Origin of the sequence: Aeromonas sp. FDAARGOS 1403 (genome assembly GCF_019047325.1) — a bacterium.
Classification (GTDB): domain Bacteria; phylum Pseudomonadota; class Gammaproteobacteria; order Enterobacterales; family Aeromonadaceae; genus Aeromonas; species Aeromonas dhakensis.
In genome coordinates, this window is sequence record NZ_CP077249.1 from 4,126,726 (window position 1) to 4,144,611 (window position 17,886).

16 protein-coding genes are annotated in these 17,886 nt (G+C 60.7%); 2 read left to right on the forward strand and 14 right to left on the reverse strand.

What is annotated here, in order from left to right; genetic code table 11:
* Window positions 1-93: 93 nt before the first annotated feature.
* Window positions 94-486 (reverse strand): DUF2750 domain-containing protein, encoded by a 393-nt coding sequence (locus I6L33_RS18920; RefSeq protein ID WP_005302792.1) that lies wholly within the window; start codon window positions 484-486, stop codon window positions 94-96.
* Between the two features lie 94 nt (window positions 487-580).
* The gene (locus I6L33_RS18925; protein ID WP_010633451.1) at window positions 581-1,138 is read right to left on the reverse strand and encodes a hypothetical protein; all 558 of its coding nucleotides are present in this window, start codon (window positions 1,136-1,138) and stop codon (window positions 581-583) included.
* A 248-nt stretch (window positions 1,139-1,386) separates the two neighbouring features.
* Here I6L33_RS18925 and I6L33_RS18930 point away from each other — a divergent pair, with 248 nt between their 5' ends.
* Entirely contained in the window at window positions 1,387-1,635 is a 249-nt protein-coding gene (locus I6L33_RS18930; RefSeq protein WP_005302794.1) for a TIGR02647 family protein, read from the forward strand.
* Here the strand turns inward: I6L33_RS18930 and I6L33_RS18935 are convergent.
* From I6L33_RS18935 to I6L33_RS18965, 7 genes are all read right to left on the reverse strand, one after another.
* Window positions 1,622-1,927: a hypothetical protein gene (locus I6L33_RS18935; RefSeq protein WP_010633450.1), complete on the reverse strand. Its 306-nt coding sequence runs from the start codon at window positions 1,925-1,927 to the stop codon at window positions 1,622-1,624. The genes I6L33_RS18930 and I6L33_RS18935 overlap by 14 nt on opposite strands.
* A gap of 120 nt (window positions 1,928-2,047) precedes the next feature.
* A complete protein-coding gene (locus tag I6L33_RS18940; protein WP_005302803.1) occupies window positions 2,048-2,257 on the reverse strand; it encodes a cold-shock protein in 210 nt (69 codons plus the stop codon).
* A 204-nt stretch (window positions 2,258-2,461) separates the two neighbouring features.
* A complete protein-coding gene (locus tag I6L33_RS18945) occupies window positions 2,462-3,562 on the reverse strand; it encodes a dihydrolipoamide acetyltransferase family protein (RefSeq protein WP_017778578.1) in 1,101 nt (366 codons plus the stop codon).
* Window positions 3,559-4,545: an alpha-ketoacid dehydrogenase subunit beta gene (locus I6L33_RS18950; protein ID WP_005302805.1), complete on the reverse strand. Its 987-nt coding sequence runs from the start codon at window positions 4,543-4,545 to the stop codon at window positions 3,559-3,561. Before I6L33_RS18950 ends, I6L33_RS18945 begins: the two co-directional genes overlap by 4 nt.
* Entirely contained in the window at window positions 4,542-5,633 is a 1,092-nt protein-coding gene (gene pdhA, locus I6L33_RS18955) for a pyruvate dehydrogenase (acetyl-transferring) E1 component subunit alpha (RefSeq protein ID WP_025201423.1), read from the reverse strand. Before pdhA ends, I6L33_RS18950 begins: the two co-directional genes overlap by 4 nt.
* 280 nt (window positions 5,634-5,913) lie before the next feature.
* On the reverse strand, window positions 5,914-6,939 hold the full coding sequence (astE, locus tag I6L33_RS18960) for a succinylglutamate desuccinylase (RefSeq protein ID WP_025201422.1): 1,026 nt from the start codon (window positions 6,937-6,939) through the stop codon (window positions 5,914-5,916).
* 283 nt (window positions 6,940-7,222) lie between these two features.
* Window positions 7,223-7,432: a DUF1127 domain-containing protein gene (locus I6L33_RS18965; protein WP_005302810.1), complete on the reverse strand. Its 210-nt coding sequence runs from the start codon at window positions 7,430-7,432 to the stop codon at window positions 7,223-7,225.
* 504 nt (window positions 7,433-7,936) lie between these two features.
* Here I6L33_RS18965 and I6L33_RS18970 point away from each other — a divergent pair.
* Window positions 7,937-8,830, forward strand: coding sequence for a DNA replication terminus site-binding protein (locus tag I6L33_RS18970; RefSeq protein WP_017782310.1), 894 nt, complete (start codon window positions 7,937-7,939; stop codon window positions 8,828-8,830).
* 114 nt (window positions 8,831-8,944) lie between these two features.
* Here the strand turns inward: I6L33_RS18970 and I6L33_RS18975 are convergent, their stop codons facing one another.
* From I6L33_RS18975 to rfbD, 5 genes are all read right to left on the reverse strand, one after another.
* On the reverse strand, window positions 8,945-12,784 hold the full coding sequence (locus I6L33_RS18975) for a DEAD/DEAH box helicase (RefSeq protein WP_216973111.1): 3,840 nt from the start codon (window positions 12,782-12,784) through the stop codon (window positions 8,945-8,947).
* 223 nt (window positions 12,785-13,007) lie between these two features.
* On the reverse strand, window positions 13,008-13,661 hold the full coding sequence (locus I6L33_RS18980; RefSeq protein WP_216973112.1) for a YceH family protein: 654 nt from the start codon (window positions 13,659-13,661) through the stop codon (window positions 13,008-13,010).
* Window positions 13,662-13,793: 132 nt separating this feature from the next.
* A complete protein-coding gene (locus tag I6L33_RS18985; RefSeq protein ID WP_216973113.1) occupies window positions 13,794-15,509 on the reverse strand; it encodes a PglL family O-oligosaccharyltransferase in 1,716 nt (571 codons plus the stop codon).
* A gap of 110 nt (window positions 15,510-15,619) precedes the next feature.
* The gene (locus tag I6L33_RS18990) at window positions 15,620-16,702 is read right to left on the reverse strand and encodes an LPS O-antigen chain length determinant protein WzzB (RefSeq protein WP_254204948.1); all 1,083 of its coding nucleotides are present in this window, start codon (window positions 16,700-16,702) and stop codon (window positions 15,620-15,622) included.
* Window positions 16,703-16,979: 277 nt separating this feature from the next.
* The gene (rfbD, locus tag I6L33_RS18995) at window positions 16,980-17,882 is read right to left on the reverse strand and encodes a dTDP-4-dehydrorhamnose reductase (RefSeq protein ID WP_017778587.1); all 903 of its coding nucleotides are present in this window, start codon (window positions 17,880-17,882) and stop codon (window positions 16,980-16,982) included.
* Window positions 17,883-17,886: the final 4 nt, after the last annotated feature.

A 17,886-nucleotide genomic window follows, 5' to 3' on the forward strand; every position in this document is an offset into this window, starting at 1 on the left:
CTGCCAGGGTGTGCCAAGGCCATCAACAAAAAGACCCCGCACAATTGCGGGGTCTTTTTTGCAACCTGGGTTGCTCGCTGAGGCAGGAGGCACTTAGCCGCGCTTGGCCTGCTTCTGGGCGATGGCGTCGGCCACGTCGGCCGGCTCCAGCACGATACCTTCCTGATCCGGCGTCGGGAAGACGGCCACGCACAGCTCATCCTGCTCCATGCCGTCAATCCAGCGCTCCAGCCACACCTTGAGGGTGATGGACTGCGGCTTGCAGTCGGCCCACTCCCCTTCGGCCCACGCCTTGGCGTACTCCGGGTGCGGCCATACCGGGATGCAGTCTTCATCGTCGGTGGTCAGCATCATGACGCCGTGCTCGTCGGTCAGAACGAACAGCTCTTCGTGCTCGACCAGCTTGCTGATGAAGTGATCAAAGCGGTAGTCCGCGTTCAGTTGCAGCGCTGCATTGCGCTCGGTGTCGCTCAGTTCATAGCTCATCGGTCAAGTCTCTTGTGCAATAAAGGGCGCCATGTTCACATCTTGCCGGCGCCTTGTCCAGTATGAGAGATCGGTCACCGATTTTTGAGCCGGTTCACCCGAGCTCAGGAGTCACCAGGTCGATCTCCGCCATCTCGCCAAGGCGCTGGCGCAGCCAGTAGGCTGCCTCCACTTCGACGAAACAGAGCTGATCCCGACCGGCCCTCGCCCCCGCCAGGATCTGTGCAAGACGAGCCTGCTGCGCGCTGTCCCAGGCATCGGCCAGCTTGCCGCCATGAGCCTCTTCCACCACCTCGCGGCGCAGCTCGAACAGATTGTCGGTGATCGGGCTGTTGATCTTGGCCGGGCTGTGCCAGTACATCTGCAGGTTGTCCATCATCTCGCTGTCGTAGTTGGCCAGCGCGTCCAGCTCAGGCGTCGCCCCCTCTTCACCGGTCGCGAAGTCACACCAGGCCGCCGTCAGCGGTGCCAGGCTCTGGGCGGTTGCGCACTTGCCATGCTGACGCAGGGCCGCGACATCAGCCCCCTTGCAGGCGGGTAGCCAGAGATCCCCTTCATGTTGCTCGAGCAGCGGCAACAGCAGAGAGACCGGGTAGACGGAAAAACGGGAACCCAGGGTGTGCAGCAGGGATACCAGTGTGATCTTGACCATGGAATGCGCCTTGAACCGGGGGCCGACAGACAATATCGGCCAGATAGACAAAGGAAGCCCTATCCTATCATGTTTGACGCCGCAAAGCCGGACTCAAACAATTCTCAATTGATTCGCCAGATGACGGCCAAAAAAGCAGCGTTCGAGCACGCCAGGGAAAGATAAAGCCCAATAGTTTGAGCCAGCGCCCACTAAAGTGGATCCGGGAGTGCTAGTTTGCATACATCTTTAGCGTAAGGAGTGCATTCATGATCGGGATCGACCAGGTTTCCAGCGAGTTTGTAAACGATTTGAAAATACTGGCATGCTTTGATCCGGCCAACATGAGCCTGGGTATCAAGTTGCGCAGCGACATGTCCGACGAACTCTGCCAGGCGGCAGTTCGCCTGCACCAGCAGGGGCTCATCAGCGCGGAAGATGGCGGCTATCTGACGCCCTTTGGCATGACCATGGTGGAACACCTGCAGCACCTGCTGGTGGCACTCAAACCGCTTTGACCGCCTTGGGAGCCCACAGCGAAAAGTTGAGCAGCTCCCAGCGTTTCCCTTGACGCAACAGACAGGCAAACAGCAAAGGACCTTCGGGTCCTTTTATCTTGCCATCGACCATCCACTCCCCCGCCCGTTGCGGCAACGACTGCGCCCTGATCTCGTCCGGGAGCCTGCCAGCGCCCACCCGCACCTGCACAAACTGCTGGCACACGGCCATGGCCTCTTTCTCAACGAGGTTCGGCCCCTGTTTATCGGTGGAGGCTATCAGAGTGGCGGCGAGCAGAAGGGATGGCAACATAGTCGGCACAACATGCAGAAGTAGAAGGTCACGCCTCACACCGACGGACGGTGATAAACGCCCATAAACAAAAAGCCGTGGAACCCAAAGGCACCACGGCTTTCTTAAATTCTGTAAGAATTACAGAGCAGTTACGTTCTCAGCCTGCGGGCCTTTTTGACCTTGGGTCACGGAGAACTGTACGCGCTGACCTTCAGCCAGGGTACGGAAGCCGTTACCTTGGATGGCGCTGAAGTGAACGAAAACGTCCGGGCCGTTTTCTTGCTGGATGAAGCCAAAACCTTTGGTTTCGTTGAAAAACTTAACGGTACCGGTGATCATGTTAGACATATCTTTAAACCTGTATTCAAAATAATTACTTATGCTTTTCAGCGGATAAAGCTCAAAAAACGGGATTAACTTATGAACAACAGGAAAAGATGTAAAACATCATATTCATTGACATAACTATCGCCCTTTCAAGCTGGTTGAGATTATACGTGGCTTTGGGGATTACGCAAACAATTTGTGCCCTGCCACGGCAGGGCACAAACGTTACAGCGTAGGTGCTTCCAGTGCTTGAACCAGGGCTTTGAGGAAGCGTGCCGCCTCGCCGCCGGTACAGGCTCTGTGGTCGAATGTCATCGACAGTGGCAGCGCTCTGACCGGGCGCGCCTCCCCATGGATGAACACCACCTTCTCGAACAACTTGCCCGCGCCAATGATGGCCACCTGGGGCGGCGTCACGATCGGGCTGGCATAGCGGCCCGCGATGGCGCCGAAGTTGGTGAGGGTGATGGTCGCCCCCTGCAGCATCTCGCGCGGTACGGCGCGCGCCTTCACGTCGGCGATCATGCGATCCAGCCCCTGGCGCAGATCGGCCCCTTCCCGCTCGGCCACGTTTTCCATTACCGGCACGTAGAGCCCATGTTTGGAATCCACCGCAATGGCCACGTTGACCTCCCTGAACAGCCGTCTTGACAGGGTGTCGCCGTCAAACCAGGCATTCATGGAGGGCTCGGCCCGACAAGCCACCCCGATGGCCTTGATGAGCCTTACAGTAACGTCTTCATCGGGGCGCCAGTGGCGCAAGTCCACCTCGTCGGTGATGCTGACCGGCACCACCGTCTGGTGCGAGAGCTCCATCGCCTTGGCCATGGCCCGGCGCGACCCCTTGAGGAACTCGTTGCCGCTGCTCTGCTGAGCTTCGAACGCTTGCTGCACGTCCTGCTCGGTCACCATGCCGGCACTGCCGCTGCCCTTGATCCGCTCGATGTCGAGCCCCAGTTTCTGGGCCAGCAGACGTACCGCTGGCATGGCCTGCACCAGGGCGCCGCCGGGGGCGATGGCGCCCACCACGAAGTGATCCTCGATATGCTGCTGATGAGCGTTGACCTTGCCGACCACGGTGCCGTCATCCTCGCCGCCTTCGAACTCCACCAGCGGCGCACCTATGTGCAGAATGTCCCCCTCGGCACCACACAGCCTGGCGATGACCCCAGCCACTGGTGAAGGAACATCCACCAGCGCCTTGGCCGTCTCTACCGATAACAACACCTGGTCGACACTCACGGTATCGCCGGCGCTGACCTTCCATTCGACGATCTCGGCTTCGGCCAAGCCTTCACCCAGATCCGGTAATTTGAAAAATTTCATAGCCACTGGTTCTCCATCAGCTGATGAGCCGCATCGGCAATGTCCTGCTCGGTGATGAGGTAATACTCTTCGTTGCGGTAGTAGGGGACGGCGGCGTCCACCCCGGTAAGCCGTCTGGGCGGAGCCTTGAGGGAGGTGAGCGCCTCCTCGGTGACCCGTGCCACGATTTCGGCACCGACTCCGAAGCTGCCGCACGCCTCGTGCACCACCAAGAGGCGGCCGGTCTTGCGCACCGATGCCAGTATGCTCTCCATGTCCAGCGGCTTGATGGTGGCCAGATCCAGCACCTCGCACTGGATATCCTGTTCCGCCAGCAGGTTCGCCGCCCGCATCACCTCCTGGATGCAGGCCCCCCAGGCGACGACCGTGAGGTCGCGGCCGGGACGCAGGGTGAAGCAGACATCCAGCGGCAGGCCGATGCCGTCATCCACCACGTCGGATTTCATGGAGCGATAGATGCGATCGGGCTCGAAGAACATCACGGGATCCGGGTCACGGATAGCCGACAACAGCAGGCCATATGCCCGTTTCGGGCTGGAAGGGATCACCACCCGCAGCCCGGGAATATGGGCAAACAGGGCTTCCACACTCTCGCTGTGGTGTTCGGGGGAGTGAATACCGGCGCCATAGGGGGAGCGGTAGACGATGGGACAGGTGATGCGGCCCCGGGTGCGGTTGCGCATCCGCGCCGCCTGGCAGATGATCTGCTCCATGCCGGGGAAGATGAAGCCCTGAAACTGGAATTCAGCCACCGGCTTGAGCCCCTGGGTAGCCATGCCGACCGCCACCCCGGCGATCAGCCCTTCGGCCAGCGGGGTATCGATCACCCGCTTGAAGCCGAACTTGTCGCGCAGGCCCACGGTGGCGCGAAACACCCCGCCGTTGACCCCCACATCCTCGCCGAGCACCACCACATCCGGGTCCCGCTCCATCTCGTGATGCAACGCCAGATTGACGGCCTCGAGCAACGTCATATCACTCATGCTTCCTCCCCGCTGTGCTGCTGCATGCCTTTGGCGATGATGCGCTGGCGCTGCGTGCGGTAATCCTTCGGCAACTCGGCAAACTGATAGTCGAGCAGGGTTTCCGGGGCCTGCGCCACCGTTCCTTCATAGACGGCCACGGCGCGTTCGACCTCGCGGGCCGCCTCTGCCAGCAAAGCCTGCTCCTGCTGCTCGTCCCACCAGCCCTGTTCAAACATGAACTGGCGCAGCCGCTTGACCGGCTCCTTGGCCCAGGCGGCTTCCACCTCGGCCGCTTCCCGATAGCGGGTCGCATCGTCGGCCGTGGTGTGATCCCCCAGCCGATAGCTGACCGCTTCGATCAGGGTCGGCCCCTTGCCGCTGCGGGCGCGTTCGACGGCGCTGCGGGTGGCCTCATAAACGGCGACCACGTCGTTGCCGTCCACTTGGAGGCTACGCACGCCGGCCCCTATCCCCTTCTGGGCCAGGGTGGGGGCGCTCGACTGCAGCTTGCGCGGCACCGAGATGGCCCACTGGTTGTTGTTGATGATCATCACCATGGGCAGGTGCCAGACGCCGGCACAGTTGAGCCCCTCCAGGAAGTCACCCTTGGAGGTGCCACCATCGCCGATGGTCACCACGGCGACCCTGGGTTGATTGCGCAGTTTGAAGGCCGCGGCGATGCCGGCGGCATGGGTGATCTGAGTGGCGATGGGCACGCAAATGGGAAGGTCCTCGGAGAGTTCGCCATCCGCCTTGTAAAAGACGCTGCCACGCTCGTCCCCGCCCCAGTACTGCAGGTTTTTCTCCATGGGCACGCCCCGCACATAGAGGGTGGGCATGTCCCGGTAGTAGGGCACGTAGACATCCTGCGGCTGCATGGCGAGCCCGACGCCTATTCCGACCGCTTCGGCTCCCAGATGGGAGGGAAACGTGCCGAGCTTGCCGGTTCGCTGCAGCGCGATCGCTTTCTTGTCATAACTGCGCACCATCACCATGTTTCGGTAGAAGGTGTGCAGCATCGCCTTGTCCAGCCAGGTCGGTAGTGTGGCGACCGGGCGCCCTTCCTCATCGAGGTAACGAAGGAAAGGGATGTCGACATGGGTCATAACTGGCTCCTTGCCGTTGTCAACGTCACCACCATGAGGTGACCCTTTGAATGTAAATAGATTGTTAACCAAAGGGCAATGAGATTTAGCCAGGTAAGACCAGTAGAAACTTCTTTAATTTCAGAAAGAAGCTGGATTTTTCGGCTGAAAGAAAACGAAACAGGGAGCCACGTCGGGCTCCCTGTCAGGGCGGAGCGGGAGCACCAGGGGCTCCCGCTCCGAGCTGCACGGCCGGCAAGGCCAGCGGCAGCCTGAGATTGTCATCAGAGGTCGCGCCGGGTTACTCCCACAGCCGGGTCGGCACCACCAGCAACACGGTACGCTGGCCGATGGCCACGTTGGCGTTGGGGAACACCACCGCCTCCCGCGGTTTCTCTACCGTGTAGCGCAGTTCGCCATCCTCGGCCAGCACGAAACCCTGGGGAAATTCGGTGAAATTGTCCACATCGCTGGCAAACAGGAAACGAAACTGCTCCGAGCGTTTGTTGATCACCCGATCGATGGCAAAGATGGTGAAGTCATCCGCTCGCCAGGGCTCCAGCGCCACCTCATCCCGGGTCACCAGATCCTGCAGCGCCTGCCGGGTTTCGATGAAACGGGTCATGTCGTTCTCGCCAAACGGGCGCACCTTGCCCAGCTCCACCGTGAAGGCGTGAGCGCCATGGCGATGGGAGCTGTAATAGCTGAAGGTGGTGGTGGGGCCGCTGGAGAGCAGAATGGTGCGCACGCCGCAGGCACCGAGAAACTGCACCTGCTCCTTGCAATGGGGCCGCTCGTGGGGGAAGGGGTAGACGGCAAACTTCTCGTGGCGCGAGCCGCGAATGGCGGTGTGCAGATCGTAGTGGTAGCGAGGCCTGGCCGCGTCGGCAAAGAAGCGGCTCACATACTGCTCGAGGCGCATGGCGCGGATCCGCTCCTGGTTGCACAGCCCTTCCCCCTTGCTGTGGGCGCCGGAGAAGAGCCGGTTCATGTTCTCCTCCACTTCCCGCACACCCAGGTTCATGGCTGCCGGGTTGCCGAACAGGAACAGTACCCGATGGCGAGCCTTGAGCTCACCGCAGAGCAGGCGGGTCAGCAGCTGGTTGCAGATCTCGATGGGCGCGGTTTCGTTGCCGTGAATGCCGCAGGAGAGCACGATATCCTTGCGCCCACCCGGTTGATCACCGGCCCCGGAGGCGGGCTCGAGGCAGAGCACGCCGGTATCCCAGACACTCACCCTGTCGCCATTGGCCAACGCATAGGAAAAGGGCTCAAGCTGCCACTCGTGGCGGCGGGTCAGGGCCAAAAAGTCATGCTGGGGAATCATCCATCTCACCCTTTTGTCAGGAACGCTATGGGCGGATTATACGCAAGGCGCTTCGGCTTAAAATCAATTTTTAAACAAATTCAAACAGTAATGTTACAAGTTTGAGCGGGAGCAGGATCGGGGCGTGGGGAACAGAGAGAGGTCGGCACAGAGCCGTGAGGGAAGAAATCGGGTAAGGCGATCAGCGTGAAGCAGCTGATGAACAGGGCAATCCATCAACCCGTGACGGCGGCGGTCTGCGACCGTGGATCAGCAAAAAAACGAGGCATCCTTGCCCGGCAGATCAACCGCGCCAGAACGGCTTGGTGGTCTCTTGATAACGATCGGCTTCGTTCAGACCGATGTCCTTGAGCAGGTATTCGGGCAGCTCGGAGAGCTGGCGACGGCTGCGGCTGCGTTCCAGCCAGGTCAGGACGGTCATTTTGACGCGAGCAACCAGATTCAGTTGGCTGGAATGCTGGTAACCGGCGGCGGTATAAGTCATGTTGGCCATGATATGGCTCCTCTGTAGGGTGTCTGCGCGGGTGCAAATTTGTTGCGCAAAGCTTAGTCAGGGGGTATGGCCGACTCAATTGACGAATTTTGATAGCAGGCATTAGTAAAACTAATGGTTTATATCCGCGGTGAGATAATCATAAGATACTGATTATAAAAGACTAACAAACCTTTTCTGGGCCTCATGAAAGGCTGCAGCATATTCTCCTGCATGGTTCCCTTCTAACTATGCAGTTTCCTCTGCTGGCTATGCACTCCCGTCCTTGGCAAAAAGCAGGGTCAACCGGCTGTTTACATTCAATTGTTAATAAATAGATCGTTCATTGATCTTCAATTAACACGTTGATACACAACAGTTACCTTCCAGTGACCCATCGTTTTGCCCGCCTCTCGCTCCCACTTGGCACGCATACACAGGGCTGATATGGTTATTTATACAGTACCTTTACCGCCTTGCCGTTTCCCGCCCCAAGGGCCGGCAAGGGCGACACAGGATATGCCGATGGAGACATTCACCCCCACCGCCGCCTTGCGCCAACAGATGGAGCGGCTCGAAGAGGCGCTGGCCAGACTGGCGGATCAATTGACGCAGCTGGAGCTGCTGGAAGCCCACGTCTATCCCCTGCCCGCCGTCGCGCAGGGAGAGGAGCACGAGCCCATCGACACCATCACGGTGGGCTACCTCGATGGTGAAGAGGCGCTGGCCGCCACCCTGGCCGCCTATCGGGATCACAGTGCCCGCGCCGGCTGCTCCACCAAGGCCACCCATCGCCTGCCGGGCTGGCTGCGCTTGCCCGCCGCCAGCGCCCCGCTGCTGCGACCGCTGATCGACGAGATCAATGAGTGCAAGCTCACCTTCAAGGCCCTGGTACAGCAGGCGGGCAGCCGGGACGAGAAGTTCGAGCTGGTGCACAGGGCGCTGCCCGGGGTCATCACCCTGCAGGTCTATCGCAAACTGACCCTGCTGGAGGGTGACCTGCATTCGCTGGGCTTTACCTGGGCCGACAAGCAGAGCATCAACCGCCTCAGCCGCGAGCAGGTGCTGGAGATGCTGGAGCGCAGCCGCCGCTATGTCCCGGCGCTGTCGGACAACGAGGAGTGGAGCAAGATGGTGGATCAGGAAGTTTACGATATCCGCCGCCTGCCGGCGGATGCAGAGCTTCGGATCCGCCGCCCGGTCAAGACCCACCCCATGATCAACCTGCTCTGGCTGGATCGGGAGCCCCGCAAGCAGCAGATCAAGGCGAGCCTGCCTCTGCTGCTCTGCGCGGACAGCCAGCCGGCCGTCACCCATCTGGGACACTACCCGCCCAAGCTGCGCCAGGCCAGGCGGGATCGCAAGATTGGCGGCGAGCCCATCATAGAGCGGCTCCACCTCTACCTCTATCAGGGCTAAGGGGCCCTTGCCCACCAGGCACAACCCACTCACCTCACCACCCGTATCGCCCAACAACAAGGGGGAGCATCACCAGATGCTCCCCCTTGTTTCTTGCGCCGTGTCAGCCCCTCGTCAGCTCATCAGCAGGGCCCGCAGGCTCTCCACATCCAGCCCGCGCACTTCCGACTGGCCGCTCAGCAGGCCATCGGCCAGCGCCCGCTTCTCGTCGTGCAGGGCGACAATCTTCTCCTCCACCGTCTGCTCGCACACCAGGCGATAGACGGTAACCGGCTGGGTCTGCCCCATGCGGTGGGCCCGGTCGCTCGCCTGATCCTCCACCGCCGGATTCCACCAGGGGTCGAGGTGCAGCACGGTATCGGCCTGGGTCAGGTTGAGCCCAGTGCCCCCCGCCTTGAGGCTGATGAGAAACAGCGGCACCGCTTCGTGGCGAAAGCGCAGGATGGAATCCTGCCGCGCCTTGGCCGAGCAGCCACCATCCAGATAGCAATAATCCCACTGCCGCTGCTCGATGCGGGTGCGCAGCAGGCTCAGCAGATCGACGAACTGGCTGAACACCAGCACCCGATGACCACCGTCGATGGCCTCCTCCAGCAGCGCCATCGCCTCGTCCAGCTTGCTGCTGGCCTCTGCCCACTCCGGCATCACCAGCTGGGGCGAGCAGCAGAGCCGGCGCAGCCGGGTCAGGCCGCTCAGCACGTGCATCAGGGCGCGACCATCGGCACTTTGCACCTGCTGCACCACTTCGCGCCGGGTCGCCTCGTAGAGCTGGCGCTCCGCCGGGGAGAGGCTGATGTGGTGGATGATCTCGGTCTTGTCCGGCAGCTCGGTCAGCACCTGGTGCTTGAGCCGGCGCAGGATGAAGGGGCTGATCACCGCCCGCAGCAGCGCCATGTGCTGGGGATCCTTGACCGCCTTGCCAAAGCGGCGCTTGAACTCGCCGAGGCTGCCGAGCAGCCCCGGGTTGATGAAGGTGAAGAGACTCCACAGCTCCCCCAGATGGTTCTCGATGGGGGTGCCGGAGAGGGCGAGCCGAAAATCCCCGTCGAGCTGGAACAGCAGCTTGGCCCGCTGGGTACCGGCGTTCTTGATCTGCTGGGCCTCATCCAGCACCATGCTGGACCAACGCCGCGACTTGAGCGCCTCCGCCAGGCTGCCGAGCATACCGTAGTTGAGCAGGATGATCTGCCCCGCCCTGGCCTCGCGCACCATCCCCTCCCGCTCGGCGGGATTGTCGAACACCACCACCTCCAGCTCGGGGGCGAAGCGGGCCACCTCCTCCTGCCAGTTGGTGACCACTGACTTGGGTACCACCACCAGGGCCGGCCCAAGATGCTGGCGCATGCGCAGCACGATGAGGGCCTGCAATGTCTTGCCCAGCCCCATGTCATCGGCCAGACAGGCACCGAAGCCGTGATGGGCCAGGGTCGCCAGCCAGCGCACCCCCTCTTTCTGATAGTCCCGCAGCGGCCCCATCAACTCGTCCGGGCACGCCACCTCCTGTTGCCACTCCTGCTGGAGGTTCTGCCAGGCGGCATCCCCCTCGGTGGTGATGACGGAGAGCAGCCGGGTGAGCGGATAGGCCAGCTTGTTGTTGATGCGCTGCTCGTCATCCAGCATGGCCCCCAGCATGGTGAGCCGCTCCACCAGCTTGTCGCTCAGCATCAGGCTGGTCTTCTCGTCGAGCTGGACGGTGCGCTGGCCCGGCGTCAGCTGGCGCAGGATCAGGCGCAAATCGAGGATCTGGTGTTCATCGAGGGAGAGGGCCCCCTCCACCTGGAACCAGTCCTGACGCCGCTCGATGCGCAGGCTCAGCGCCGCCTCATCGAGGCTCTTCAAACGCGCGCTGTCCTGATGCCAGTGAATGACCACGCCGGCATCCACCAGCTCAGGCAAGGCGTTGACCAGCGCCAGTGCCTGCTCCCCCTCGAGCCGCCATTCGCTGCCGGGCAGCTCGATGGGCAGCTGGTTGCGCAGCAGCTGGGCCTCGCCCCGCTCGGCCGCCAGATCCCGCTGCCAATAGTGATAATCCTTGATCCCCTGGCGCACGATGGCCTCCCCCTTGCCAAGGGGCAGCGGCGGCAGCTCCTCGAAGCGGGTCACCAGCCTGACCGCCAGCTGGCCATCCTGCCAGTCGAGCTGCACCGAGGCCACTCCGGGCCAGGGCGTCAGCTCGGCATTGCCGTGCAGCCCCGCCACCTGGCTGTGCCAGGGCAGATCCGGGATGGCATCCAGAGTGCGTTGCAACTCCGCCAGCCCCTCGGCCGGCAGGTCGGGAATGGCCTCCAGCGCCGGCAGGCGATCCTGCAGGGCCTGGGGGGTGAGGATGAGCTGCCACAGATCCTGCGCCAGCGGCAGTATGTGCGCCCCTCGTGCGGCCGCGGCCGGGCTCAACACGGCCCCCATGCCCTGCTCGGTGGCCACGATCTGCAGCAGTGGCGCCGTGATGGCGAGCTGCAGCTTCTGCCCTCTGGCATTGAACAAACGGGAGTGGTTGGCCAGCGGCGCCCACACCTCGCGCGGCAGCCGCCCCATGTTGCGCGGCAGGGTACGCACCAGCGCCCAGTCCTCTTCGTCGAGCAGGGCGGCGTACTGGGTGGAGAGCAGGGCGGGATCGACCCGGCGACCGGCGGTCCACTCCCCCTTGGCGCTCTGTTTCTGGATCTTGCACTCGAGCTCGGGCCCTTCGGCGTGAAGCAGCCAGACCAGCCGCTCCTGCGGTTTGCGCACGCCGCTGGAGCGGCCCAGTCCCTGCAGCCAGTTGAGCCAGCTGGCCGAGGCGGGAGCCTTCTCCTCATCCTCAGGCGCACTCCCCTGCTCATCCGGCCCGGCGGCCCGCAGCTGCTGCAGCGGGGCGCGTTCTGCCCCCTGCCCCAGCAGCAGGCGCAGCAGATCCTGGCAGAAGGCCATCAAGCGGTGGCGGGGCGCGGCCTCCAGCACGTGGGAGAGATCCCACTTGTGCAGGATGGCCACCTGGGGACTCTGCTCGCCGTGCCGGGCCAGCGCACAGAGATCGAGCCAGAGGTAACCCCAATGGAGCTCCTCCAGCGGCAGTTGCAGGGTGTCGAACAGCCCGACCGCCTGGCCGTGGCGCTCCCCTGCCCACTGTCCCAGCAGATCGGCCAGCAGGGGGAACTGACTGGCCAAAGTGCGCAGCCACTTCTTGCGCTGCTCGCTGGCCAGCACGGGATCCGCCTGCTGCAGCCAGCCCAGCCAGAGCAGGGCACTGAAGGTGGCAGGCCACTGACCCGCGCCCGTCGCGCCCGCTGACGCCTGCCAGGCCCCCAGCGCAGCCAGCAGGCGCTCGGCCAGCGGCTGCTCGTCTTCCTGCTCCGCCAACTGTTGCAGGGCGGGCCAGTGAGTGGTCGCTTCCCCGCTCGGCTCGCCGCAGAGCCATTGCCACTCGGCGGCAAAGCCCTCGGTCAGACCGGCCAGCTCGGGCGCACAGTACTGGGCAAGCGGGGTGAGCGGCCACTGCGGTTGGGGCTCGGCATCGAGCAGGGTCTGCAGGGCGAAGTGCTGCAGCAGCAACCGCTGCCACTGCGGGCTCGAGCTGGCCAGCAGCAGCTGGGCGTCGGGCAGATCGAGCAGACTCAGCAGGTCGGCCGCCAGATAGTAAGCGGGCACTTGCCCGGCCTCCCCCAGACAGAGCTCACGCACCAGCGCCTGGGCCATCTCCTGACCGGTGACCGACGGCACCCGTGCCCAGTTCGGCATGGGGCAGTCGCCGCGGCGCACCGCCAAGATGAGTGCCAGCGTCCCCTCCGCCGTCAGGCTCCACTGCTGCTCCCCGCGCTGGCGAACCAGCCCCTGCTGCTGCAACTGACTCAACTTGTCGAGCAGGGCCTGCCCAAGCGGCAGCTGTTCTTGCAAATAGCGGGTACTGGCGGTGCGCTGCAACTGCAGCTCACCGAGCAGGGCATAACAATCTGAAGAGAGAGTGGACGCAGACATCGAGACTCACGGGCAGGTGCAAAAGCGGAATTTTAACGGGAAAGCGACTGCGGCTCGACCCTTAAGCGCGAAATAACGCAAAAAAGCTGGCGCCTGCTGGTCGGGCCGACCACGACGACGGGACGCAGACAACCCGTCATTGCCGCCCCCGCGGCCCTGACGGGGAAACACAGACATAAAAAAAGGCGCCGTAGCGCCTCTTGGAAAAGATCCTGTTCTGACGTCAGCCTTCCAGACGGGCCAGACGCTCGGCCAGCGCCTGCAGTTGCGCCTTGAGGCTCTCGACTTCTTCCTCCAGCGCCGTCAGTCGATCCGCCGCGGGCGAGGCATAGTTGCCGGTGGGGGTCGCCTCGGCCAACGCCTGCAGATCCACCTCGCCGCTGAACAGGTGGGCATAACGGGACTCCCGCTTGCCCGGCTCGCGCGGCAGCTTGACCACATAGGGGCCACGCTCGATGAGGGTCGCTAGCACCGCATCCACCTCGGTCACGTCATCGAAGCTGCACAGCCGGTTGGTGCGTGAGCGCAGTTCACCCGGCGTCTGCGGACCGCGCAGCAGCAGCTCGCAGATAATGCCGAGCTCCTGGGCGGTGAACTTCAGCTCGCCAAATTCGGTGTTGCAGAAGCGGTGCTGGTAACGGGGCACCCGAGCGTTGAAACCGGCGGTATTGACCACCAGCCGCTTGCGGATCAGCTCATCCACCACGGCCCGGATGTCGAGCTCGGACAGCTCGAGCACCGGCTCGCGGTTGCTCTTCTGGTTGCAGGCATTGACCAGCGCATTGAGAGAGAGGGGGTATTGATCCGGGGTGCAGATCTCTTTTTCGATCAGACAGCCGATCACGCGGGCCTCCAACGGGCCAAGCACTAACTCCATTTCATACTCCCTACTAAGCAAGACGTTGAGGCCACTATCTTAGCCATGGCGCCTCTGCCGTCCAGCAGTGGCCGCCATTTTTGCGAGGCGATGGGGCAGTTGATGAAACATCGCACAACCGCCCCGCCACCGTCAGGAGGATGGCTTGCGCTCCAGCGCCGTGGCCACGGATTTGGCGGCCGTGCCAATCAGCAAGGGATCTGCCGGGTAGAGTGCCAGCGCTTCGCTGCGCAGGGCCCGCGCCTCCTCTTTGCGTCCCAGCGCATCCAGCGCGATCACCATGTTGGCGTAGATATTGGCCCTCGGCGTGTGGCGCACGAAGGCTTGCCCCCACTCTAGATAGGCCTCCAGCTCCGCCTTGTTGCTGGTCTGCAAGCCTACCGCCAGCCGCACCGAGTTGACGTCAAACTCCACCCGGGTCAACCAGGCCATGGGATTGATGACATCGAGCAGCAGGGTCGGCTCCTTGTAGCCGCCGCGCTCGTACTTGGTCACCACCCAGGCGGTGTGCAGCGCCGTCAACATGAAGGGCGCCACCAGCAGGGGGATGGCAATGGCGGTAAAACGCAATAACAGCCAGGGGCGGTAAACATGCTCGCGCCAGCTGGCTCGTCCCGCTTCCAGTAGCCCCTCCTCCACTTCCGCGTCCAGCACATACACCAGCATCAACAAAGCCCACCAGAGCGCGATGGCGTGGTAAAGCGGGTATTCGGTCTGGGTATGCAGCAGGATCGGGGTCACCAGCGCCAGCAGGGCAGTGCCCTTGCGCCAGCCGGCCCGACTCGCCCGCCACAGCAGGACAACGCCCATCAACACCATGCCCAGCATGGGGGCTATCCCCCCCTCTACCGCCCAGTAGAGGAACTCGTTGTGGGGGTGATCGAGGTTGTATTCGATCTGCACCATGGCCGGGTTCAACGCCTTGTCGGCCATGTAGTGATGGAGGAAGGTGGTTTCAAAGCTGCCATAGCCCCAGCCCACCCAGGGAGACTGGGCAATCAGCTTGGCGGCATAGGGCCAGTAGATGGATCGCATGCCGCCGGATTGATAGGCCTCCAACCCACGCCTGAGGCCGTCAATCCAGTATTGGGAGGCAACTCCCAGCAAGATGCCGAGCGCGACCAGTGCCAACACCCTAGCCAGCAGACGATGACGACGCAGCTCGGGCACCAGCAGGAGCAGCGCCAGCAAGCTCCCCAGCTGCCCCACCCGGGATTGCAGCACCACCAACAGCAGGCTGGCAGCCAGGATCACCCCGTAGCGCAACCCACGTAGCCAGACATGAGGATTGCCGCGCAGCTCCAGCCAGCTGGCCAGCGCAAGCCCGGTCGCCATGAAACTGGCCATCACATTGGGTTGTTGAAAGATACCGTAGGGGCGATTGACGTGGGTGTCATAGCCGATCCAGTTGCCCGGTACCAGCAGGTAGTACTGCACCAGGCCCAGCAGCGCCTCGATGGCCACCGCCCCCAGCAACAGATAGAGCAACCGGTCACGGGATACCCGCGCCAGTTGCCACTGATAGAGACAGAACAGAAACAGCAGACCGGCGAACAGCCCCAGCAAACGGGGAATGGCATAGTCTTTCAGTTCAAAGCCGGGATAGGCCATGGGCAGCAGCAGCAACAATCCCCCGAGCCAGAGCCAGCCTTGCAAAGAGGAGAACACCAGCCGCTGCTGCAGCGTTACCCGCCACAGCCCCAACCCGATGACCAGGCTGGCGAAGATCCAGCCCCAGGCATTGAACGGCAGATAGAGCCCGGCCCCTCCGGGGTTGTGCATGAAAAAATGCATGCCCAGCAACCAGTACAGCGCGCTGACGGCAGCAAAGAGACCTGTATTGGTCATCTTCCTTGATCCCCTTTATGTTGTTGAGCAATGTTCATACGTCAGTGGCGCTGATGCAAACATCAAAAAAAGGGGGGCCATAGCCCCCCGTTTCTTATTTCATTTTGTCATCATACCTGTTCTGGCCGGCGAAAAGCATGCCGAGCCAGTACGATGCCGATCCCCAGCATACCGCCAAGCAAGGTGGCCAGCACGACTACCAGAGGACGCTTGGGTTTGTCACGGCTCAAAGGCTCGCTTGGGAAAGCCAAATAGGAAAAAGACTGGAACGATTGTTGCTCAAGTTTGATAGCCCTTAGACTACTCAGCTGTAAGCGAAGATCGCTCAAGGCTGGATTGAGAAGCTCAAGATTTTTCAATTCTTTTAATACCTTGAGCTTCTCAGCAAGCGCTTTAGCCCCCCACTCGATATTAAATCCATCACGAACATTGAGGTTCTCGACCGGGGTCTCGATACCTGCCGCACGGCTGATACGCAGGCTGTATTCTGTACGCGAAACATCATCCTTCAGCTGGGTAAGAGTATCTGCTTTGATGCTGTCATACTGGGACAGCAGGATCTTGATCCGGTTTTGCCAGATTGTCTCCAGTTCCTTGCTCTTCGACACAATCTCCTGTTGCTGGATGAAAGCTATGTATTGTTCCAGCCGCTGCTGAGCCTCAGTTGCAGTGGCCGCCCCAAAAGAGAGGGTAATGTTGTCACTCGGTGTATCCAAAGCCACCGCGCTGATCCCATTAACCATTTTCCTCAGCAGAGCACGCTTCCCTTTATCATCCGTTATCCCGGCAGCCTCTGCATCCATATCCAGATAACCCTTTTCAATCAGAAACTGTCGTTTGTTATTGAAACTGTTGAAGTTGCTCACAAAGTCGCCATAAAGCGCAGCTTTGTTAAACGAATCGAAAATAGTGGCTGGTATCTGAGCGTTAATCAGCTGGTTAACTCTAAGTTCGAGTGATTCAACTTCCTGCAATGACGGTGGTTTTATCTGAGACTGGCTAACCCAAACCTGTGGCGCCAGCAGGGCATAACCGATACCAGCAATAGCAAACACGACGGTGATCATCAGGATTTGTATTTTCTGACGCCACAGCACCGAAAACAGTTCATACAAGTCAATCTCATTACCTGAAGTTGCCTGCCAACCTTGTGGCAATTTATTATCCAAATTGTCTATTTGTTGTTTGTTCATATTCATCTCTAAAAATGAAAAAGTCCCAATAACGACATGCCACACTAACAACCTTCACAAGGCATAGTATAAACATCATTAATCAATAATTTAAAGCCGGTTTCCGTTCACAGCCTTGCATTAAACAAATCCAATAAAAGAATATGATTTAAAAACTAAACAGCCTAATTAAATAAAAGCTGATTCTGATTGCATCAAGAAAAACCATCACTGTTTTAACTATGTATAAGATCATCTAAATAAGAATTTGTTTAGCTGGACTGTTCTAATGAAAGCCTCATATTTCTTTCACCTCTGATATCTTAAGGCTAAACAGCCAATCTTTCATCTGTTCCTGCCAGTGTGGCTGCTCAGTTCCAAAGAGATCTGAAAAATGATGGCAATCCAACCTCGAGTTCAAAGGTCGGCGCGCCTGTTGTGGCCATTCATCCGAATGAATAGCGTGAACATTTATCTGCTCTTTCAACATGCCTAACCGAAACGCCTCATTCACCAGAGCAGAGGCAAAACCATGCCAGCTTGTCTCGCCGCGGCACACCAGATGGTATAGCCCAGCCTTATTAGGTGAGTTCAACACTTGCGACAGCGCCAATACAGATGCTCTCGCCAGCCAATCAACCTGGGTCGGAGCTCCCCACTGATCGTCAACCACAGCAAGTGCTTGCCCCTGTCTGGCCCGCGCCAAAATGGTGCGCGCAAAGTGTCTGCCTTCTCCACCGTACAGCCAGCCAGTGCGAATAATCAAATGATGTGGGCATAGGCGCTGTATGGCGAGTTCACCAGCATACTTGCTCATGCCATAGACATTCAGAGGTCTGGGTTGATCCGTCTCACGCCAAGGCCTGGCTCCTGTCCCGTCAAACACATAATCCGTTGAGAAGTGCACCAGCAACGCCCCCGCATTACTGGCTTCCCTCGCCATACACAACAAGGCCTGGTGATTTGCCATGTCGGCCAGTTCCTGCTCACTTTCAGCCTCATCGACTGCCGTGTAGGCAGCACAGTTGATGATGACATCGGGACGGCAAGCATCAATCCAGCCACACAAGACATCCGGAATCGTGATGTCGCACTCTTCCCTTCCAGGTGCATCCACTTGCCAATGAGGAAACATCTGGCGTAGCGCAGAAAAAAGGGCTCGTCCCAGTTGGCCACGAGCCCCCAACAACAAGATCTTCATCCGG